A 21,457-nucleotide genomic window follows, 5' to 3' on the forward strand; every position below is an offset into this window, starting at 1 on the left:
GGATCTCCCCGTGTCGTCCGTGTTTTCGGAGTACCCCGGGCCCGTGCCGACGAGAGTTCGTCCCGGAACACTCGTCCTCCGCCCCGGCGTACTACTCCCCGAGTCTGTGACGCTAGCACGCAGCGACGGGAGGAGGCCCGGGGTGGGGCCTCCTCCCGTGGAGGTGCGGCGGCTTCCCGCCCCGGCTCAGCCGACCCGGGTCAGCTTGGCGCCGAAGCCCGGTTCGCTCAGATCCTTCTGGAGCGCGACCGGCACCTCGACGGCGTCGCCCTTGCCCTTGCCGTCGCCGACGTGCAGCACGCCGACCTCGGTGCCCGCCTTCGCGGTGTGCGGAATCGTCTTGCCCTTCTCCTCGTCGAGCATCAGCTTGACGGTCAGACCGGACCAGCCCACCGCGGAGACGTCCTTGGTGGCGACGACGGGCGTCGTACCGCCGAGGCCGTCGTCGACCTGGCCGACGACGTCGCCCTTCTTGACGATCGTCTTCGAGGTCAGCGCCTTCTGGCCGGTCTCGATGAGCCTGCGGGTGACGGCGGTCACCTCGTCGATGTTGGCGACGCCGTTCTTGCCGTACTGGCCGAGGGTGGCACCGATGATCGTCTGCTTCTTGCCGTCGACCAGCTTCTCCGCGGCGAAGAGGATGTTGCCGCCGGCCGCGGTGGTCGTGCCCGTCTTGATGCCGATGGCGACGGTCGGGACGAGGCGGAAGAAGTTGGTCTGCTTGTCGCCGTTGAGGTCCTTGTAGCTGGGCTGGCGGGAGATCTCGTTGAAGACCGGGTTCTCCATCGCGGCACGGCCGAGCTTCACGAGGTCCTCGGCGGTCGAGACGGTCGTCTTGTCGAGGCCGCTGGGGTCCGTGTAGTGGGTGTTCTTCATGCCCAGCTCCTTGGCGGTCTTGTTCATCTTCTCGACGAACGCGTCCTCGGAGCCGCTCTTGGTGTCCCAGCGGGCGAGCAGCTTGGCGATGTTGTTCGCGGACGGCAGCATGACCGCCTGCAGCGCCTCGTACTCGGTGATCTTCTGGCCCTCGGTGACCTTGACGACGGACTCCTTCTCCGCCTTGCCGGTCTCGTAGTGCTTCTGCGCGGCGGCGTCGACCGGGATCTCCGGGCCGTTGTCGCCGCCCTTCTTCAGCGGGTGGTCGCGCAGGATCAGGTAGACCGTCATGACCTTGGCGATGCTGGCGATCGGCACGGGCTTCTGGTCGCCCGACGTGCCGAACGTGCCGATGCCGTTGACGTCCATCGCGGCCTGGCCCTGGTCCGGCCACGGCATGGACGGCTTGCCGCCGTCGAAGGAGACGGTCTCCTTGGCGGTGAGCGCGAGGGTCGGCGTCGGCAGCGGCCGCACGGCCTGTACGACTGCGAACACGACGATCAGGAGCAGCACCAGCGGCGTCCAGATCTTGACCCGGCGCACGGCGGTGCGGACCGGCGTCTCCGGTGGCGGCGGGGTGTTGGTCAGCTCGGCGAGCAGGTCGATCGGCGGCTTGGGCGGCAGGGGCTGCTGGGTGGTGCGTTCCACCGGCGGGGGCGCCTGGGGGGTGGCGGGGGGCGTCGGCCCGGCCGGGGCCGATGCGGATGCGGCTGCTGCCTGTGCCCCTGCTGCCGGTGCCGCGGTGGCCGCGGCTGCGGACTTGGGGCCCGCCTTGCCGGGGCCGGTCTTCGGGTCCGCCTTGGGCTTGTCGCCGGGGGCGGTCCTGGGCGCGGCCTTGGGGGTCGCCTTGGCCGACGGCTCGTCGAGCGGCTTCAGCGCGACGAACTTGCTGGTCCGCTCGGCGTCGCTCTCGGGCTTTGCAGTGCGCTTTGCACTCTTGGCCTCGGCGTCTTTGGCGTCCTTGGCGTCCTTCGCGTCCTTGGCCGGCTTCTGGTCCCCCAGCTTGAGCATGGTGGTGGGCTGATCGACGCCCTTGGCGGGGGTCGGGGCCTTGAAGACGGCGGTGGCCTGGTCGACGCCGGTGGACTTGGCGCCGGGGGCGTCGTCGCCCTTGGCCGGGGTGTCGGCCTCGGCTTCCGCGCCGGTCTCCGCGCCGGTCTCCGCGCCGGTCTCCGCGCCGGTCTCCGCGTCGGCCTCCGCTGCGGTGTCGTCCTCAGCCGTCTCCGCAGAAGCGTCACTGCCGGTCGCGGGCTCGTCCTCGGCCGGTTCTGCCGGGGCGTCCTGCGCGGGCTGCTTCGCCGAATCCGGCGCCTTGGAAGATTCCGGCGATTGCGGCGATTCAGGCGACGCTTCGCCCGACTCTTCGCCCGGCTCCTCGTCCGACGTCGCGACCCACGCCGCCACCGCGTTCCGCAGTCGCGCGTCGCCGTTCGCCGCCGCCTTGGGGGCGGTCGCGCCCTCCCCGGACGGGGACGCGTCGGAATCAGAGGTTCCGGAATCAGATGTTCCGGAACCGGCCGCCCCGTCGGAACCGGCCGCCTCGTCGGCGACGCCCTTCGTCGAGAAGACCGCGGTTGCGGTGTCCTCCCGGACTTCCGGCGTCTCGCGGGTCATCGCGAGACGCGGGTCCCGTTCCGCCGGCGCCGGCTCAGAAGAATCCGCCGCAGTCGGGTTCCCCGACGACTTCCGCTGCTTCGACCTGTCGGGGGTCTCGCCCGCCACCGATGCCTCCTCGTACGCCATGCCGTATGCCGATGCTGAATGCTGACCGTGTGCTGGCCGTGCGCCAAACTCCGGGCCGGACCCACTGTCCGAACCGTGTACCAGTGTCCTGTGTGAGGGCTTAACCCCCGTGGTAGACGAGAACGACATACCTGCTGGTTCCCGTACATCCCGCCCACGCGCTCTCGACAGACCAATGTGAGAGGGGTCACCCTGTCATTCATCCACGCGGGGAGGCATGGATGGGCAGGAGCCGCAGAACAATTCCGGAGGAGCTTCTGCTGCTCGCTCTGGACCCGGCCACGGGTACCACAGCGCAGCCGCAGTCGCTCGACCTCGGTCTGGCCGGAGCACAGCTTGTAGAGCTGGCGCTGGCCGGACGGATAGCCCCTGACGGGGATCGTATCGCCGTGGTGATGCCACGGCCGACCGGAGATCCGACTCTGGACTCCGCACTGGAACTGCTGCGCAGGCGCGGCAGCCCGGTTCGGGCCGTCCACTGGATCGGCGGGCCCCGCCTGGGGCTGCGCCAGATTTACCTCGCGCACCTGGAGCGGTGCGGCATGGTGCATGCCGTCTCGGGCCAGATGTGCGGAGTACTGCCGACGACTCGCTACCAGGCGACGGACACGGCAATCAGCAGGGACATCAGGTCCCGGCTGGACTCGGCGATCCGCACCGGTGTACCGCCGGACCCGCGGACCGCGGCGCTCGCCGCCCTGGCCCACGCGGTCGGTCTCGGCAAGCATCTGTACCCCGGGAACGAGGGGCGTTCATCGCGCTCCCGGCTCCGGGACCTCATCAGGCACGACCCGATGGGCGGCCTCGTGGCGCACGCCGTGATGGACGTCCAGAACGGCGTGGCGGCACAGCCGCGCCGCAGCGCCGCACCGGCGGGCCCCACGGGGCCGGGCGGTGGGCGGCAGCCGGCGAGGGCGACGGCGGACCCCGGCGGGGTGCCGATGCAGCCACGCCGCGGATCCATGGCACGCGCGGTCGCTCACTGAGCGAGGCGCGGACCGGCACCACCATCACGTAACCGCTCAGCACCACCGCACCAGCGCCGCACCGCAGTCCCCAGACCCGGTTCGGGAGCCGCTGGGCCGCGCGGGGAGCGGTACCGGACGGACGACATGCCGGTACCACCGCCCCGCGCGGCCGCACACCTTTTGGCGCGTGTGACGCAACAGGGCACCCCGCGGGGCACCGCACCCCCGAGACCCGCTCTCACGTCCGCATATCCGCTGTTTCCCAGCGGTGCCGACCTTGTTGGTGGCACTCTGCTGAGCAGTAGATACGCAAAGCAGAGGCATGCAAGCCGGAGGTGCACGTTCCGTGGCGTCCAATGTCAATCCCACTGTCAGGCGACGCCGGTTGGGCCAGGAGCTCCGTCGGCTCCGCGAGCTCAAGGGCATGACGGCCGAAGAGGTCGCCGAGCGGCTGCTCGTCTCGCAGTCGAAGATCAGCCGCCTCGAGAACGGCCGCCGCTCGATCAGCCAGCGCGACGTCCGCGATCTGTGCGGCGTCTACGAGGTCGAGGACCACCGCGTCGTCGACTCCCTCATGCAGATGGCCAAGGACTCGCGCCAGCAGGGCTGGTGGCACTCCTTCGGCGACATCCCGTACAGCGTGTACATCGGCCTGGAGACGGACGCCGCGTCCCTGCGCGTGTACGACCCGCAGGTCGTCCCGGGCCTGCTGCAGACCCGTGCGTACGCCGAGGCACTGATCACCGGCGCGCTTCCGGAGACCACGCCGACCGACATCGAGAAGCGCGTCCAGGTGCGCATGCGCCGCCAGGAACGCATCGCCGCGCCCGAGAACCCGCTGCGCCTGTGGACCGTCCTCGACGAGTCCGCGCTGCGCCGCGTGGTCGGCTCCCGGCACCTCATGCGCGACCAGTTGGAACATCTCGTGGAGCAGTCCCAACTGCCGCATGTCACCGTCCAGGTGATTCCCTTCGAGATGGGCGCGCATCCGGGGCTCAACGGCCAGTACGCGATCCTGGAGTTCCCCGACGCGGCCGACTCCAGCGTGGTCTACATCGAGGGCGTCACCAGCGACCTGTATCTGGAGAAGTCGAACGACGTCCAGCAATACAGCGTGATGTACGAGCACTTGCGGGCCCAGGCGCTCAACGTCGAGCAGTCGCGGCAGCTCATCTCGCAGATCGCGAAGGATTACGCCCGCTGAGCGTCTCGGGGGCCATCCGCAGGAAAATGCCGCACCGTACACCCTTGTCGGGTCGGCGCGGAAGACTCCCCTGGTATATGCCATCCGGTTGAGTGAACGATCCCTTCACGCCGCGATGTTGGCGAGTAGCGTCGTTCACGCCATCGAGCAGGAACGTTGGCGCCACCGCAGGGATGCGGCGACAGCAACTCAACGACTGGAAAACCGGAGAGAACATGGCAATTCAGCAAGGCGCCGCTCACACGTGGGTCAAGTCTTCGTACTCCACCGGCAACGGCGCGTGCGTCGAGGTCAAGTCACCGGTGGTGCGGTCCATTTCCGTGCGCGACTCGAAGGTCGCCGAGGGGCCGGTGCTCGCCTTCCCCGCCGAGTCGTGGAACGCGTTCGTCAGCGAGGTGAGCAGGGGGGCTGCCGACCTCGCGTGAGACCGCAGCGCACACCTGAAGCGGCACAACCGAATCAGTACCACCGAGTGAGTACCACCGTATGAGCCCTCTCGACTGGCCCGCCGTCCCGGCCGAGGGGGCTCGGCCCTACCGCGACGGTCAGCGCAGCGCGTCCACGTAGGTGTCCGTCCCCGGCACGGTGGGGATGAACGGCGCCACCAGCTCCACCCGCCCGAGACCCGACTCCGCCACGGCCTCCTCCCGCCCGGCGAAGTGTGCCTCCCAGCACTCCCGCGGATCCGCCGAGAGGAACCACAGCAGCGTCAGCCGGGTGTCGACGCCCTCGACCTGCTTCACATACGTCATCCGGTCCCCCGGCAGCGGCGTCGGCCGGAACAGCGTGACCATCGCGGCGGGTGCTGCGACCCCTTCCTCCGGGGCCAGGGCGCGCGGCAGGTCCCGGGCCCGCAGCCATTCGAGGAGTTCGGCCCGCCGCTGCGGCCCTTCGGCGTCGATGACCTCAAGGACCAGCCCCTGATACGGGTGGTCGAGCGCGTGGAAGTCGCGCGGGCCCGCGGCGCCGTCCCGATAGACGGTCGCCTCGTGGTCCTGGAAGGCCGTGAAGACGTGGGTGCGGTCCCGGTAGACGCGGCCGTCGCGGTTGAGCCGCTTGTTGATGCCGACGGTCCACTTCATGTGGTCGTCGTAGCGCCCTTCCGTCACCCAGTACGTGGACAGGTAGCACCCGGCGGTGACCGGCTCGGCTATCGCGGACTTGACGGGGCGGCGCAGGAGCTGGAGCTCGCGCGTGGCCACCCAGCGGCGCCCCGCGTACATCCAGGGCATGGCCATCGCGCCGGCGTAGTAGTGGTCGTCCTCGTACCAGCGGTTGTACGCGTACTCGTGCCCCGGGTGCGGCTCGACCATGGTGATCAGGGCGTGCCCCGGGTGCACTCCGTAGGGCCCGACGGCGGCCAGCTCGGCGTAGACGTCACTGCGGGTGTCCTCGCTCATGCCTCTCCCCTGCCTCTCTCTTCCTTCCTCCGGTGGACGCCCATACTCTGACGCTCCGTCAGCGAATCCTCCAGAGCCGGGAGTCGCCCCATGCCGTCGTCCTCACTCCTCGCGTCACGGACCGTCGTCGTCTCGGGCGTCGGCACCGGGCTCGGCCACCGGGTCGCGGCGGCCGTCGTGCGCGACGGCGGGAACGCCGTCCTCGGCGCACGCACGGAGGCGAACCTCGCCAGGACGGCCGCCGAGATCGACCCCGAAGGCGCGCGCACCGCCTACCGCGCCACCGACATCACCGACGAACAGCAGTGCCGCGCCCTCGCCGCTCTGGCGCGCGAACGCTTCGGCGGGATCGACGCGGTCGTCCACGTCGCCGCCTGGGACAGCTACTTCGGCGGCGTCGAGGACGCGGACTTCACCACCTGGCAGCAGGTCATCGACGTCAACCTGCTCGGCACCCTGCGCATGACGCGCGCCTGTCTGCCGGCCCTGCGGGAACGGCGGGGCGGGTCGGTGGTCTTCATCGGCACGCAGTCGGCGATCGCGTCGCCCTCGCAGGTCCGCCAGGCGGCGTACGCGGCGTCGAAGGGCGCGCTGACCTCGGCGATGTACTCCCTCGCGCACGAGCTCGGCCCCGACCGCATCCGGGTCAACACGGTGCTGCCGGGCTGGATGTGGGGGCCGCCGGTCGAGGCGTACGTACGGTTCACCGCGGATGCGGAGGGGGTGCCGGAGGAGGAGGTGCGGGGGCGTCTCGCCGCACGCATGGCGTTGCCGGAGCTGGCGACGGACGGGGATGTGGCGGATGCGGTGGTGTTTCTGGCATCGGACCGGGCGCGGGCCATCACGGGGCAGTCGTTGCTGGTCAATGCGGGGGAGTTGATGCGGTAGCGCTTCGCTGGATCGGGCGGCTCCTCCTGTGCGGGTTTGCCGTGGCTGGTCGCGCAGTTCCTCGCGCCCCCTGACGGGGGCGCCTTTTTGCGCCCTCACCTTGCTCGCCGATCACACTCATGAACACAAGTCAGCAAACAGAACGATTTTGCCTTCTCTTGACCTGGCGGGCGGTTGTCGGCCGAGTGTGGCCGAACCCACGATGAGCGGGCACTTCCGGGCCGCCCCTGGCCCCGTCGGCCGGTACTGGCGAAGTGCTGTCCAGTTATGCGCAGTTCACCAGGCGGACCCCTGGAGGGCCATATGAACAGTCTCGACTGGGCCGTACTCATCGGCTACTTCGGCGTGATGGTCGCGATCGGCCTGTGGTCGCACAAGCGGGTCGACAACGTCAGCGACTTCTTCACCGCGGGCGGCAAGATGCCCTGGTGGCTGTCCGGGATCTCGCACCACATGTCCGGGTACAGCGCGGTGATGTTCACCGGGTACGCCGGCATCGCGTACACCTACGGCGTGACGTCCTTCGTCACCTGGTCCTTCCCCATCGCGCTCGGCATCGCCATCGGCGCGCGGCTCTTCGCTCCCCGCATCAACCGGCTGCGCTCACGGCTGCACGTGGCATCTCCCCTCGAATACCTGAAGACCCGCTACAACCTGCCCACCCAGCAGGCGCTCGCCTGGTCCGGCATGCTGCTCAAGATCGTGGACGTCGGCGCCAAGTGGGCGGCGATCTCGACCCTGTTGTCCGTCTTCACCGGCGTCTCCCTCAACCAGGGCATCCTCATCACCGGCGTGATCACGGCGATCTACTGCACCATCGGCGGGCTGTGGGCCGACGCGCTGACCGAGCTCGGCCAGTTCGTCATCCAACTCCTCGCCGGTGTCGCCATGTTCGTCGCCGTCGTCGCCGAGCTCGGGCCGCACGGCGGGTTCTTCGGCGTCTGGGACGAGCCGGAACTCGCGGGCCACGGCAGACCACTCGTCGGCCCCTACGGCACGGTCTTCCTGCTCGCCTTCCTCTTCATCAAGCTCTTCGAGTACAACGGCGGCATGCTCAACCAGGCGCAGCGCTACATGGCGACCGCCAACGCCAAGGAGGCGGCGCGCTCCGCGAAGCTCTCCGCCGTCCTGTGGCTGGTCTGGCCCGTCGTCCTCTTCTTCCCCATGTGGATGTCGCCGCTCCTGGTCGACGCGAAGAAGCCGGACGGCTCCGACGCGTACGCCCTGATGACCGAACAGCTGCTGCCGCACGGCCTGTTGGGCCTCGTCATCGTCGGCTTCTTCTCGCACACGATGGCCATGTGCTCGTCCGACGCCAACGCGATCGCGGCGGTCTTCACGCGGGACGTGGCGCCGGCGTTCTCCGCGAAGGCGCGGGCCTGGACCGAGCGGAAGGGCCTGATCGCGGCGCGCCTCACCACGGTGATCTTCCTGGGGCTCTCCATGGCGGTCGCCACCCAGGTGAACTCCCCCACGTTCAAGGACATCATCACGGTCGTCATCAAGTGGGTGGCCGGTCTGATGGGGCCGATCGCGATTCCGATGATGCTGGGTCTGCTGCGTACGTTCAGGAAGTCCGGGCCGACCGCGGCGCTGACCAGCTGGGGGCTCGGCCTCTTCGCCTTCTACCTGGTCAACTACCCGATCGACGAGGCGATCGACGGCGGGGTCGCGCTCCAGTACCAGGTGTCGATCCCGCTGGCCGTCTCGCTCGTCCTCTACGTCGTCGTCGGCTGGGTGAAGCCGGAGGACACCCCGGAGCGGGACGCGCTCATCGAGCGCATCAACACGGACGACGACGGCTCTGCGGGAGCCGTTGTGCCGACGCCTTCGCAGCCGCGGGGCGATGCGGTGGCCCCGTAGGGGGACGGGGGTGCCCCTTCAGGGGTGCGGGGAACTGCGCGCTCAGCGCACGAAAAGCCGCAGACGCGTCTGCCGGGGTCCCGGCACATGCGGCTGCGGCTCTTTGGCGGTTGCTCGCGCAGTTCCCGCGCCCCTTGAGGGGCGTCAGACCCCGGCGCGTTCCGGCGTCGCCGTCTCGGACTCCGCGAGCTTCCGCAGCTGCGGTGTCCGCGGGGCGTGCAGGGCCGTGAGGCCCACCAGGGCGACGGCCACGACCAGGACGAACGCCGCGCCCGCGATGGCGAAGCTCAGCGTGAACTGGCTCTCCTGGGGCAGCGCGGGCATGCCCTTGGGCAGCGGAATCGTCTTCGACGCGAGCAGCGAGGTGATCATCGCGCTGGCGATGGCGCTGCCGACCGAGCGGGAGATGGAGTTGATGCCGTTGGCGATGCCGGTCTGGTGGGCCGGGACGCTGGCCACGATGAGCGCGGGCATCGAGGCGTAGCCGAAGCTGATCGCCAGGCCGATGACCATGCCCGCGCCGATCACGGAGGCGCTGGTGCCGTGCGCCAGCGTCAGCCAGGCGAAGCCGACCGCGCCGAAGACGGCTCCCGTGGCGAGCGTGAAGCGCGCGCCGATCCTGCGGACCAGGACGCCGCCGAACTGCGCGCCGAGCAGCGAGACGATGGTGGTCGGCAGCAGGTAGACGACGGAGGCGCCGAGCACCGAGGCGCCGAATCCGTACCCGGCCACGTTCTCGGGCATCTGCACGAGGTACGAGACGCCGATGAACTGGGCGAACATCGCGAAGCCGAGGAGCAGTCCGGCCAGGTTGGTGAAGAGGACGGGGCGGTGGGCGAACATCTTCATGTCCACCATCGGCTCCTTGACGCGCAGCTCGGTCAGGACCCACACGCCCGCCATGACGACGGCGCCGGCGAAGGAGCCGAGGGTGCGGCCGGAGGACCAGCCCCACTCGTGGCCCTGCGAGATCGGCAGGAGCAGCAGGACGAGCAGCAGCGCGAGGGTGCCCGCGCCCAGCCAGTCGGTGCGGCCGCCGGTCTTCGAGCGCGAGGCGGGGACCGCGAGGATCACGCCGACCAGCGCGAGGACGGCGAGGACGACCGCGAGCCAGAACACCCGGTGGTAGTCGGGGTCGGAGCCCTGCGTCAGCAGGCCCGCGCCGACCAGGGCGAGACCGCTGCCGAACGCCAGCGTGCCGCTGACCAGCGCCATGGCGCCGTGCAGCTTGGCCGGCTTGATCTCCTCGCGGAGCACGGAGAGCGCGAGCGGGAAGATCGCGGTGGCCGCTCCCTGGAGGATCCGGCCGACGATGAGCCAGGTCAGCGAGGTCGTGGTGGCGGCGAGCACGGAGCCCGCGATCATCACGAGCAGCACACCGATCAGGGTGGGCTTCTTGCCGTGCATGTCGCCGAAGCGGCCGAGCAGCGGGGTGAAGACGGCGGCCGAGAGGAGGGTGGCGGTGGTCACCCAGCTCACACCGGCCGTCGTGGCGTGCAGGTCGTTCTGGATGATCGACAGGATCGGGACGACCAGGGTCTGCATCATCGAGACGACCATGGCGGCGAGCCCGAGCACCAGGATGACGGCGGTCTGTCCGGTGGCTCTCTGGGGGGCCGCGTTCGGGGCCGCGTGCTGTGCGTGGGACACGGTGACTTCTTCTCTCCGGCTGCTCAACTACTTAAGAACCTCGATACTTGAGTACATCAAGTAACGCATCACAAGGTAAGCCTCAATAGTTGAGAACGTCAAGTTTCATGGCGTACGGTGGCTGACATGCCTGGAACCCCACGCGACCTGCCTGGAACCCCGCGCGTCGACAAGGCCCAGCTCATGGAGCTGCTCGCGGTGTCCCTCCGCGCCTACTACGCGGACTTCACGGAGGCGGCGGCGAGCGAGAACCTCACGGCGAGCCAGGGCAAGACGCTCAGCGTGCTGCGCGCGGGCCCCGCGGCGATGCGGGTCCTCGCCCGGACACTGTCCTGCGACGCCTCCAACATGACGGGGATCATCGACCGCCTGGAGAAGCGCGGCCTGGTGCACCGGGAGCCGAGCCCCACGGACCGCCGTGTCAAGAACGTGCTGCTCACCCCGGAGGGCGAGCGGGCCGTCGACGCGATCCGCGCCACCATGCACACCACGCTCGCCGGCCTCGAAACGCTGACCGACGACGAGCGCGCCACCCTCCACGACCTGCTGAGCCGCACGTTCGCGACGGCCCCGGACACGGACCCGGGCCCGGGCCCGGTCAGCTAGGGCCTCACACCCGCGGGTAGCGGGCCAGCCAGCCCGGCGAGGAGACCGCGGGGCCGTGCAGCGCGGGGCCCTGCGTCATCTCCATCGCGAAGTCGTCCGCCAGCTCGAGGACCGTGGGCCTGCCCTCCAGCTCGGTGAGCCAGGCCGGTGGCAGCGCGGTCTCGCCGTGCAGCGCGCCGAGCAGCGCCCCGCACAACGCGCCGCACGCCGCCGACGCCCCGCCGTGGTTGACGGCGAGCCGCAGCCCGTGCCGGATGTCCTCGCCGACCAGGGCGCAGTACACGGCGACGGCCAGCGCGCCCTCGGCCGCCCCGTCCCTGTCCAGCTCCTCGACGCGCGCGGGCGTGGGCATGCCCTGCCGTACGGCGCCGAGCGCGTGCTGGAGCGCGTCCGTGACCGGCTGGTGGCCGGGGCGCTGGGCGAGGAGGGCGAGGCACCGTTGCACGGCGCCGTCGAGGGACTCCCCGCGGGCGAGACCGTGCACGATGACGGCGTGCGCACCGGCCGCGAGGTAGCCGGTGGGGTGGCCGTGGGTCTGGACGGCGCACTCGACGGCGAGCTGCAGCACGAGCTGCGGCTCCCAGCCGACGAGGAGCCCGAAGGGCGCGGACCTCGCGGCGGCACCGGCGCCGCGTTCGCCGGGGTTCTTGGGGACGTCGAGGGTGCCCATGACGTCGTTGCCGAGCCCGAGAAGGCAGGCGCGGGGCGGATTGCGCCGCGCGTACAGCCACTCCTCGCGGGCCAGCCAGCCGTCCTCCTCGCGTCGCTCGTCCGGGCCCCAGTCGCTCTGGGTCGCGGCCCAGCGGCGGTAGGCGCGGTGCAGGTCGGTCGGCGGGTGCCAGGCGCCGGTGTCGCGGCGCACCTGGGCGCGTATGAGCCCGTCGACGGTGAAGAGGGTGAGCTGGGTGACGGCGGTGACGGAGCCGCGCCTGCCGTGCGCCCGCGCGGGTTCGGTGAGCCCCTCGGCGCCGTGCGCCTCGCGTATCGCGTCGAGGGAGAGCCCGTCGACGGGCGCGCCCAGGGCGTCGCCCACCGCGGCCCCGAGGAGGGTGCCGCGCACCCGGCTGCGGAAGTCCTGCTGCTCGGCACGGCCCCAGACACCGGTGGCTGCTGCGGTACCCACGCGGGCCTCCCTCCGTGCAGTGACGTGCCCCGACGCACCTCGACCGCCTGCGACTTTGCAGCACTGTAATCGACCGTGAACGATCGATTCAGTCGCCAAGTGGTATGCGAAGAGTCGCCCTTGAGGCGGCTTTTGAACGACGTTCACGGGAGCTTCGCAGTTGCTACGGATTCGCCGGGCTTCCGTCACCTTCCGGGCCGCCCCGCTCGAAGGTGAACAACAGGGGTCGTACGCCAAACGTCCGGATCACGTAACGGAGTTACTGCAGTGTGCAACCTTCCTCCGCGGGGTGCTGTCTCCTCCTACGTCACAGAGGTTCGCCACAGGAGGATCCGTGCCCCGCCGCACACTCATCAGCGCCATCGCCGTCGCCGCGCTGACCGCCCCTCTCGCCGTGTCCGTCACCTCCGGCACCGCGACGGCCGCCCCGCGGCCGCCCCGGACACCGGTCACCGACTTCAACCACGACGGGTACGCCGACCTCGCCGTCGCCGCGCCCTTCGGCACCGTCGGCGGCGTCGAGAAGGCGGGCTACCTCTCCATCGTGTACGGCACCGCCTCCGGGCCCGGCACCGAGCGCCACCAGCGCATCAGCCGCGCCACACCGGGCGTTCCCGGCGGACTCCGCGGCACGTACGCCTTCGGCGCCCAGACGCTCCCCGCCGACCTGGACGGCGACTCCTACACCGACCTCCTCGTGACGGGCGGCGACGACAACGGCAACAGGGCGACCGTCCTGTGGGGTTCCAAGGACGGCCTGACCGGCAAGGACACCGTCCTGCCGCACGACTACTCCGAGTTCGCCACGGGTGACTTCAACGGCGACGGCAAGCGTGACCTCGTCGTCAACGACACCCCGAGCGACGACCCCGACGTCTCCGGAATGACCATCCAGTACGGCCCGTTCACCCGCAGCGGCAAGCCCGCCGCCAAGGACGTCATCACCACCGGCGACGGGCCCTCCGGTCTCGCCCGCTTCATCACCGGCGACCTGACGGGCGACGGCGTCGACGACATCGTCACCACGCACGGCTTTGAAGAGATGACGCACGACGCCCGCTTCTGGAAGGGCGGCCGCGGCGGCGTCGGCCATACCTACAAGACCCTCGGCACGGCCTACAGCGGCACCGTCGGCGACGTCGACGGCGACGGGTACGGCGATCTGATCACCCGTGACATCGGGGGCATCACCGAGGAGATCGACAGCGCCCCGGGCAGCATCACGATCCAGTACGGCAGTTCGGCAGGGCCGACCGACGCGCGCAAGAAGGTCATCACCCAGGCCACCGCCGGCGTTCCCGGAACCAGCGAGGAGAACGACGCGTTCGGCGCCTCGCTCGGCGCGGGCGACGTGAACGGCGACGGCAGGGCGGAGGTCGCCGTCGGCGTCCCCGGCGAGAGCCTCGGCGCGAGCACCGGCACCGGCGAGGTCGTCCTGCTCAAGGGCGCGTCCAAGGCCGACGGCGGCATGACGGGCAAGGGAGCCGTGGCCTACAGCCAGTCCACGGCCGGCGTGCCCGGCGTCTCCGAGACGGGCGACGACTTCGGCCGCCAGGTGCGCCTCACCGACCTCGACAAGGACGGGAAGGCCGACCTGACCGCCACGGCCCCCGGCGAGGACGGCACCTACACCGACTCGGGCGCCCTGTGGAACCTCTTCGGCTCCGCGGGCGGCCTGACCACCGCGGGGGCGGGCACGCTCGCCCCGGTGAAGCTCGGCGATCCCGAGAGGGACGCCAAGTTCGGTCTGCTGCTCGGCGGCTGACCACCCCACGACCACCTGACCGCACGACCACACGACACGAATTCTCTGGAGGACCAGTGCGTCGCTCTCTCATCACCGCCGTGGCAGTCGCCTCGCTCACGGCACCGCTCGCCCTCGCCACCGCGGGTTCCGCCTCGGCCGCGCCCACCCCGCCGAAGGCCCCCGTCACCGACTTCAACCACGACGGGTACGCGGACCTCGCCATATCGGCCCCCGGCAACTACGACAACAACGTGCCCGGCAGCGTCTCGATCGTGTACGGCTCGGCGAACGGCCCGGACAAGGCGCACGCCGTCACCATCAGCCGCGCCACGCCCGGCGTACCCGGCTCGGCGTCCGACGGCGGGCACTTCGGCAACCAGACGGCCGCCGCCGACCTCGACGGCGACGGCTACACCGACCTCGTCGTCAACGGCGGCAAGAAGGCCGTCGTCCTGTGGGGCTCCGCCCAGGGCCTGACCGGCGAGGGCAGCGTGGAGCTGGCCTCGAACGGCGCGCGCGTCACCGCCGGTGACTTCAACGGCGACGGCAAGCGGGACCTGGTCACGGCCGAGTACCCGGCGCCCGAGGACCCGATGGACAACGACGACGCGGGCATGACCATCGCGTACGGCCCGCTCAAGAAGGACGGGAAGGCCGCGAGCAGCCAGCAGGTCGTCACGAGCCAGACGTTCGGCCCCGGTGACTTCGTCGTGGGCGACGTGACCGGCGACGGCGTCGACGACATCGTCAGCAGCCACGGCTTCGAGGAGATGGCCCACAAGAGCCAGCTGTGGAAGGGCGGAAAGGACGGGGTGGCCACCACCTCGCAGAAGTTCGCGCCCTCCCTCGGCGGCGCGATCGCGGACATCGACGGCGACGGCTACGGCGACTTCGTCACCCGCGACATCGGCACCAACTTCGAGGACATGCCGTACCAGAAGGGCACGGTCCTGGTCCGCTACGGCTCGGCCTCCGGCCTCTCGGACCGCACCACGAAGATCACCCAGGACACCGCGGGCGTTCCCGGCACCGGTGAGGCGGGCGACGAGTTCGGCTCCTCCATCAGCGCGGGCGACGTGAACGGCGACGGCTTCGCGGACGTGGCCGTCGGCGTCCCCGGCGAGGACATCGGGACCACCGCCGACGCGGGCAGCGTCGTCCTGCTCAAGGGCTCCCGCACCGGCCTGACCGGCACCGGATCGCAGGCCTTCGACCAGTCCAAGGACGGTGTCCCCGGCGCCTCCGAGAAGGGCGACAAGTTCGGCGCCCACGTCCTGCTCTCCGACCCCAACAAGGACGGCAAGGCCGACCTGACGGTGGCCGCGCCCGACGAGGACGGCTCCGTCGCCGACACCGGTTCGGTCTGGCACCTGCGCGGCTCCGCGAGCGGTCTGACCGTCACGGGCATCGAATCCTTCGGCCCGGCGGCGATCAACGCCCCGGCCACCGCGGGCGTCCGGTTCGGCGACGGCCTGGCCGGCTGACACCCGTGGCCGGGGCGGGGGACCGCTCCCCGCCCCGGCCGTACAGCCCCTACGGCTCCAGCACCGGCAGCAGTTCCGGCAGGTGCCCGTCCGACGCCTCGGCCGCCCGCTGCCGCTCCTCGGGCACCTCGCCGTACAGCGTCGTCCGCGGCTTCGCGGGGCGGCCCGCCGCGTCCGCGATGGCGACGAGGTCCTCGACCGAGCGGTACGAGCCGTAACTGGAGCCCGCCATGCGGGAGATGGTCTCCTCCATCAGCGTCCCGCCGACGTCGTTCGCGCCGGACCTGAGCATCTCCGCGGCGCCCTCCTGGCCCAGCTTCACCCAACTGGTCTGGATGTTGGGGATGAGCGGGTGCAGCAGCACCCGCGCCATGGCCGTCACCGCGCGGTTGTCGCGGGTGGTGGGGCCGGGGCGGGCGATGCCCGCGAGGTAGACGGGCGCGTTGGTGTGGATGAAGGGCAGCGTCACGAACTCCGTGAAGCCCTCGACGCCCTTGGCGAGGGCGGACTCCTGCATGGCCGCCAGGGTGCGGAAGTGGCCGAGCCAGTGCCGGGGCTGGTCCACGTGGCCGTACATCATCGTGGAGCTGGAGCGGATGCCGAGCTCGTGGGCGGTCGAGACGACCTCCTTCCACGTGGCCGTCGGCAGCTTGCCCTTGGTGAGGACCCAGCGCACCTCGTCGTCGAGGATCTCGGCGGCCGTCCCCGGGATCGAGTCGAGCCCCGCCTCCTTGGCGGCGGTCAGCCACTCGCGGATCGAGAGCCCCGTCCGCGTCGCGCCGTTGACGACCTCCATCGGCGAGAAGGCGTGCACGTGCATGCCCGGCACGCGCTCCTTCACCGCGCGCGCGATGTCGAAGTAGGCGGTGCCCGGCAGGTCGGGGTGGATGCCGCCCTGCATGCAGACCTCGACGGCGCCGACGTCCCAGGCCTGTGCGGCCCGGTCGGCGACCTGGTCCAGGGAGAGCGTGTAGGCGTCGGCGTCGGTCCTGCGCTGCGCGAAGGCGCAGAAGCGGCAGCCGGTGTAGCAGACGTTGGTGAAGTTGATGTTGCGGGTGACGATGTACGTGACGTCGTCGCCGTTGACGCTCTTGCGGATGTCGTCGGCGACCGAGCAGAGCGCGTCGAGGGCGGGCCCGTCGGCGTGCAGCAGGGCGAGCGCCTCGTCGTCCGTCAGCTTCGTCGGGTCGTCGGCGGCCTGCTTCAGTGCGGCCCGTACGTCGCCGTCGATGCGGGAGGGCACCATGCCGGGCGCGGCCTGCTCGCGCAGTGCCTCCCAGTCGCCGTACACCTCGTCGAAGTCCTCGCGCCGGTCGCTGGTGCGGCCGTCCGTGTCGATGGTGCGGTGCAGGTCGGTACGGCCCGACGAGGCGACGTACCCCTCGTCGGGCTCCTGCCACGGGTGGCCCTCGACCACCGCGTCGGGCCGTGCGAGGCCGGTCTCGGGGTCGGCGAGCGCCCGCAGGTGCGGCAGGAGGCGCGGGTCGAGCCAGGGCTCGCCGCGCCGCACGAACTCCGGGTAGACACAGAGCCGTTCGGCGAGCCGGAAGCCCGCGCCCGCGGAGCGCTCGGCCAACTCCTCGACCTGGGGCCACGGCTTCTCGGGGTTGACGTGGTCGATCGTGACCGGCGAGACCCCGCCCCAGTCGTCGATGCCCGCGCCGATGAGCCGCTCGTACTCGCCCGCGATGAGGTTCGGCGGTGCCTGGATGTTGCCCGAGGGGCCCATGATGTGCCGGGCGACGGCGATCGTGGCGACCAGGTCGTCGATCTCCGCGTCGGGCATGCCGCGCATCGCCGTGTCCGGCTTGGCGCGGAAGTTCTGGATGATCAGCTCCTGGACGCCGTGGTACGAGCGCGCCACGCGGCGCAGCGCGAACAGCGAATCCGCCCGCTCCTCGTACGTCTCGCCGATCCCGATGAGCAGCCCGCTGGTGAACGGCACGGAGGAGCGGCCCGCGTCCTCGAGGACGCGCAGCCGGACCGCGGGCTCCTTGTCGGGCGAGCCGTAGTGCGGCATGCCGGGCTCCGACCAGAGCCGCTCGGACGTCGTCTCCAGCATCATGCCCATGCTGGGCGCGACGGGCTTGAGCCGCTGGAAGTCCGTCCAGGTCACGACGCCGGGGTTGAGGTGCGGGAGCAGTCCCGTCTCCTCCAGGATGCGGATGGAGATGGCGCGGACGTACGCGATCGTGTCGTCGTACCCCTCGGCCTCCAGCCACTCGCGGGCCTCGGGCCAGCGGTCCTCGGGCTTGTCGCCGAGGGTGATGAGGGCTTCCTTGCAGCCGAGTTCGGCGCCGCGCCGCGCGATGTCGAGGACCTCGTCGGGAGACATGAACATGCCGTGGCCGTCCCGGCGCAGCTTGCCGGGCACGGTCGCGAAGGTGCAGTAGTGGCACTTGTCGCGGCAGAGCCGGGTGAGCGGGATGAACACGCTCTTCGAGTACGTGATGACGCCGGGCCGGCCCGCCGCTTCGAGGCCCGCGTCGCGCACCCGGGCCGCGGACGCCGTCAGGCCGTCGAGGTCCTCGCCCCGCGCCTGCAGCAGCACGGCGGCCTCGCTCACGTCGAGCGCGACACCGTCCCTGGCCCTCCTGAGCGCGCGTCGCATGGCGTTGGCGGTGGGTCGTCCGGCCCCCGGGGGCTGCGCGCTGTTCGTCATGTCTCCGAGCATACGAGCGATAACACCTGTCTCATACAGATACTTCCCCCCTGCGTGACCCCCTCCCCCACCTGTCGCCTGCCCCGCCCGGACTCATGCCTGAGCCCTCTCACCTGGGCTCACATACCGCACGAGCCCGTCCAGCGCCGCGCACACCTCCGCGTCCCCGCCCGGCGGCAGCTGCGCGATCACCTCGTCCACGCCGAGCTCCGCGTAGTACGCCAGCTTGCCCGCGTCCGGCTCGACGGCCGTCACCGCCACATACAGGTCGTCCGCCGCGCGCCCCGCCTCCGCCCACGCCGAGCGCAGCACGGGCAGCGCGTCGCGCAGGCCGCTGCCGCCGACCGGCATCCAGCCGTCGGCGTACTCCGCGATGTGCGCGAAGAGCCCCGGCCCCGCGGCCCCGCCGATCAGCGTGCGCGGCCCGTACAGCGGCCCTTTCGCGAGCCGTTCGCGGGGTGTCCGCCGCGGCTTCGGATGCACCTCGCTGGCGCGTACGCTGCCGAACTCGCCCTCGTAGGGCTTGGGATGGTCCGCCCAGAGCGCCCGCATGACCGCCATCCGGTCCCGCACGACCGCCCGGCGCCGCGGCCACGGGACGCCGTGGTCCTCGGCCTCCTCACGGTTCCAGCCGTAGCCGATGCCGAGGGTGACGCGGCCGCCGCAGAGGTGGTCGAGGGTCGCGATCTGCTTGGCCAGGTCGATGGGGTCGTGCTGGGCGACGAGGGCGATGTTCGTGCCGAGCGCGATCCGCTCCGTGACGGCTGCGGCCTGGGCGAGGGCGACGAACGGGCTGAGCATGCGGGCGCACTCGGGCGGCAGGTCGCCGCCCGGATAGGGGGTTTCGCGCGGGAGCGGGATGTGGGTGTGCTCGGGGAGGTAGAGCCCGGCGAAGCCCCGCCGCTCCAGTTCCTGGGCCAGACGTATCGGGGTGATCGTCCTGTCGGTCATGTAGAGCGTCGCGGAGATGCGCACGGTTCCTCCGAACGTGTCCGGGTGTGTCGTGTCGTTCCGGCCCCTCTTCCTATCCCTGGAAACCCGGTTGGTCCATGCCCGCGCGCTCATTAGCCTGGCGCCGGTGAACAGATGGAGACACCGGTGAACAGACGGAAACAGAAGAAGCTCACGCATCGCCTGGTGTGGGCGGCGGCGGTCGGCGACACGTGGACCGTGCGCCGGGTGCTGCGCTCCGGGATCGATCCGGAGCTGCCCGAGCGCGACGGCACGACGGCCCTGTACGCCGCGTCGGTGCACGGCGCCGCCTCCACGGTGCGGGCGCTGCTCCGGGCGGGCGCCAGGCCCGACACCGAGAGCGGCGGCATCACCGACGGCACCCCCCTGTGCGGGGCCGCCGCCTGGGGCCACGTGGCGACGGTGCGCGAACTCCTCGCCCACGGCGCCGACCCGAACGTCCGCGAGGACCACGGCACGGGAAGTACGCCGCTGTGGTGGGCGCGGAACGGAGCGTCCGGGCCCCATCCGGAGACGGAGGCGGCGCTGATCGCGGCGGGGGCGGTCGAGGACTCGTCCGTCAACCGGGCGTAAACGCGCCAACCGCCTTCCCTTGCCGCGCGGTTCACGGCTCAATACCAGGGTTGCACGCACCACTCACGTCATCACCCACACCCTGGGAGCCGCAGTATGTGCGAGGACCACCCGCAACACGGGGCAATGAACCGGCGCGGACTGTTCGTGACGGGAGCCGCCGCCGCGCTTACGTTGGGCAGCGTGAGCTTCGCCGACGGCGCCGAGCGGCGCGGTCCCGCGCGCGGCGGTGCGCCGGGGACCAAGGAGACGAGAACGGTGCGCGGCACGCTGCCCACCGGCTCCCCCGACTACGTCTACCTGCCGGTCGAAGTCCCGGGCGGCGTCGCCGAGTTCCACGTCGCGTACAGCTACCGGAAGCCGGCCGTGCCGCCCGGCACCCAGGGCAACGCCCTCGACATCGGCGTCTTCGACGAGCGCGGCACGGAGCTCGGCGGCAAGGGGTTCCGCGGCTGGTCGGGCGGCGCCCGCACGGAGTTCTTCATCCGTGCCGACGACGCGACGCCCGGCTACCTCCCGGGCCGCATCCGCGAGGGCACCTGGCACATCGCGCTCGGCCCGTACACGGTCGCCCCCGAGGGCCTCCCCTACGAGGTGACGATCACCCTCACCTACGGGGCGCCCGGCAGGACCCCGGAGCCGTCCTACCCGCCCGAGCGCGCCAAGGGCCGCGGCCGCGCCTGGTACCGCGGCGACTGCCACCTGCACTCCGTGTACTCGGACGGCAGGCGCACCCTCGCCGAGATCGCCGCGCTCGCCCGGGCGGCGGGCCTCGACTTCATCAACAGCTCCGAGCACAACACCCACTCCGCGCACGCCCACTGGGCCGAGCACGCGGGCGGCGACCTCCTGATCATGCTCGGCGAGGAGGTGACGACCCGCAACGGCCACGTGGTCGCCCTCGGCATGGAGCCCGGCACGTTCATCGACTGGCGCTACCGCGCCCGCGACAACCGCTTCGGCAGGTACGCGCGGAAGATCCGCGAAGCGGGCGGCCTGGTCGTCCCCGCCCACCCGCACGCCACCTGCGTCGGCTGCAACTGGAAGTTCGGCTTCGGCGAGGCGGACGTCATCGAGGCGTGGAACGGCGCGTACACGCCGGACGACGAGATCGCCCTCGCCGACTGGGACAGCACCCTCGTCGCCTCCGTACGCGGCGGCAAGCCGTGGATCCCGGCGATGGGCAACAGCGACGCGCACCGCGACCCCGACCGCGTCGGCGGCCCGCAGACCGTCGTCCTCGCCGACGACCTGACCCGCGAGGCCATCCAGGACGGCCTGCGGCGCGGCCGTTCCTACGTCGCCGAGTCGAAGGCCGTCGAGCTCGCGTTCTCGGCGACGGGCGGCCGGGGCCGCCACGCGGGCATCGGCGAACGCCTCGACGTCGACCGCGACACCCCGGTCACCATCCGCCTTGAGGTCAAGGGCGCCCCCGGCTGCACGGTCCGCTTCATCACCGACCAGGGCGTCCTGTACACGAGCGCGCCCCTGCCCGACTCGGGTCCGGACGCGGGCGCGGGCACGGTGGAGTGGCGTACGACGGCGTCGTACGCGGCGTACACGAGGGCGGAGGTCCGCCACCCGGCGACGACGCCCCCGCTGCCCGGCGCCCTGACGGCGTTCACGAACCCGATTTTCCTGGGCCGCGTGTAGGTCGTGCACGAGTGGGTCGAGGCGGGGAGACCCGTCTCGACCGCC

Annotated in this window: 16 protein-coding genes; 10 read left to right on the top strand and 6 right to left on the bottom strand. The window is 71.2% G+C overall.

Annotation, left to right across the window (positions count from 1 at the left end; all coding sequences use genetic code 11):
* Window positions 1–186: 186 nt before the first annotated feature.
* Complete coding sequence (locus tag AC07DI_RS06560) at window positions 187–2,490, bottom strand: D-alanyl-D-alanine carboxypeptidase (RefSeq protein WP_478902606.1); 2,304 nt, start codon at window positions 2,488–2,490, stop codon at window positions 187–189.
* A 350-nt stretch (window positions 2,491–2,840) separates the two neighbouring features.
* Between AC07DI_RS06560 and AC07DI_RS06565 the strand changes: the two genes are divergently transcribed.
* From AC07DI_RS06565 to AC07DI_RS06575, 3 genes are all read left to right on the top strand, one after another.
* A complete protein-coding gene (locus tag AC07DI_RS06565; RefSeq protein WP_384253558.1) occupies window positions 2,841–3,605 on the top strand; it encodes a GOLPH3/VPS74 family protein in 765 nt (254 codons plus the stop codon).
* Between the two features lie 328 nt (window positions 3,606–3,933).
* Complete coding sequence (locus AC07DI_RS06570; protein WP_384253560.1) at window positions 3,934–4,791, top strand: helix-turn-helix domain-containing protein; 858 nt, start codon at window positions 3,934–3,936, stop codon at window positions 4,789–4,791.
* 215 nt (window positions 4,792–5,006) lie between these two features.
* On the top strand, window positions 5,007–5,216 hold the full coding sequence (locus AC07DI_RS06575; protein ID WP_384253562.1) for a DUF397 domain-containing protein: 210 nt from the start codon (window positions 5,007–5,009) through the stop codon (window positions 5,214–5,216).
* Window positions 5,217–5,336: 120 nt separating this feature from the next.
* Here AC07DI_RS06575 and AC07DI_RS06580 read toward each other — a convergent pair whose 3' ends face one another.
* Window positions 5,337–6,191 (bottom strand): hypothetical protein, encoded by an 855-nt coding sequence (locus AC07DI_RS06580; protein ID WP_478902608.1) that lies wholly within the window; start codon window positions 6,189–6,191, stop codon window positions 5,337–5,339.
* 90 nt (window positions 6,192–6,281) lie between these two features.
* Here AC07DI_RS06580 and AC07DI_RS06585 point away from each other — a divergent pair, with 90 nt between their 5' ends.
* Window positions 6,282–7,079, top strand: coding sequence for an SDR family oxidoreductase (locus AC07DI_RS06585; protein ID WP_478902610.1), 798 nt, complete (start codon window positions 6,282–6,284; stop codon window positions 7,077–7,079).
* 303 nt (window positions 7,080–7,382) lie between these two features.
* Window positions 7,383–8,942: a sodium:solute symporter family protein gene (locus AC07DI_RS06590; protein ID WP_478902611.1), complete on the top strand. Its 1,560-nt coding sequence runs from the start codon at window positions 7,383–7,385 to the stop codon at window positions 8,940–8,942.
* Window positions 8,943–9,086: 144 nt separating this feature from the next.
* On the opposite strand, the gene AC07DI_RS06595 is transcribed toward AC07DI_RS06590, so the two are convergent.
* Complete coding sequence (locus tag AC07DI_RS06595; RefSeq protein WP_384253572.1) at window positions 9,087–10,592, bottom strand: MFS transporter; 1,506 nt, start codon at window positions 10,590–10,592, stop codon at window positions 9,087–9,089.
* A 126-nt stretch (window positions 10,593–10,718) separates the two neighbouring features.
* On the opposite strand from AC07DI_RS06595, the gene AC07DI_RS06600 reads away from it, so the two are divergent.
* Entirely contained in the window at window positions 10,719–11,198 is a 480-nt protein-coding gene (locus tag AC07DI_RS06600) for a MarR family winged helix-turn-helix transcriptional regulator (protein WP_478902613.1), read from the top strand.
* A gap of 4 nt (window positions 11,199–11,202) precedes the next feature.
* Here AC07DI_RS06600 and AC07DI_RS06605 read toward each other — a convergent pair whose 3' ends face one another.
* Window positions 11,203–12,321, bottom strand: a complete 1,119-nt coding sequence (locus AC07DI_RS06605; protein WP_478902614.1) for an ADP-ribosylglycohydrolase family protein — start codon at window positions 12,319–12,321, stop codon at window positions 11,203–11,205.
* 334 nt (window positions 12,322–12,655) lie between these two features.
* Here AC07DI_RS06605 and AC07DI_RS06610 point away from each other — a divergent pair, with 334 nt between their 5' ends.
* Both AC07DI_RS06610 and AC07DI_RS06615 read left to right on the top strand, forming a co-directional pair.
* Window positions 12,656–14,086 carry an FG-GAP-like repeat-containing protein gene (locus tag AC07DI_RS06610; protein WP_478902616.1) on the top strand — a complete coding sequence of 477 codons (1,431 nt, stop codon included), beginning with the start codon at window positions 12,656–12,658 and terminating at the stop codon, window positions 14,084–14,086.
* An 80-nt stretch (window positions 14,087–14,166) separates the two neighbouring features.
* Window positions 14,167–15,552, top strand: coding sequence for an FG-GAP-like repeat-containing protein (locus AC07DI_RS06615; protein WP_478902618.1), 1,386 nt, complete (start codon window positions 14,167–14,169; stop codon window positions 15,550–15,552).
* Between the two features lie 49 nt (window positions 15,553–15,601).
* Here the strand turns inward: AC07DI_RS06615 and AC07DI_RS06620 are convergent, their stop codons facing one another.
* Both AC07DI_RS06620 and AC07DI_RS06625 read right to left on the bottom strand, forming a co-directional pair.
* The gene (locus tag AC07DI_RS06620; RefSeq protein ID WP_478902619.1) at window positions 15,602–18,214 is read right to left on the bottom strand and encodes a bifunctional FO biosynthesis protein CofGH; all 2,613 of its coding nucleotides are present in this window, start codon (window positions 18,212–18,214) and stop codon (window positions 15,602–15,604) included.
* Window positions 18,215–18,307: 93 nt separating this feature from the next.
* Window positions 18,308–19,189 (bottom strand): TIGR03619 family F420-dependent LLM class oxidoreductase, encoded by an 882-nt coding sequence (locus tag AC07DI_RS06625; RefSeq protein WP_478902620.1) that lies wholly within the window; start codon window positions 19,187–19,189, stop codon window positions 18,308–18,310.
* A 123-nt stretch (window positions 19,190–19,312) separates the two neighbouring features.
* Here AC07DI_RS06625 and AC07DI_RS06630 point away from each other — a divergent pair, with 123 nt between their 5' ends.
* On the top strand, window positions 19,313–19,759 hold the full coding sequence (locus AC07DI_RS06630; protein WP_478902622.1) for an ankyrin repeat domain-containing protein: 447 nt from the start codon (window positions 19,313–19,315) through the stop codon (window positions 19,757–19,759).
* A 96-nt stretch (window positions 19,760–19,855) separates the two neighbouring features.
* Window positions 19,856–21,412, top strand: coding sequence for a CehA/McbA family metallohydrolase (locus tag AC07DI_RS06635; RefSeq protein ID WP_478902624.1), 1,557 nt, complete (start codon window positions 19,856–19,858; stop codon window positions 21,410–21,412).
* Window positions 21,413–21,457: the final 45 nt, after the last annotated feature.

It is taken from the genome of Streptomyces sp. NPDC044106, from assembly GCF_056433985.1.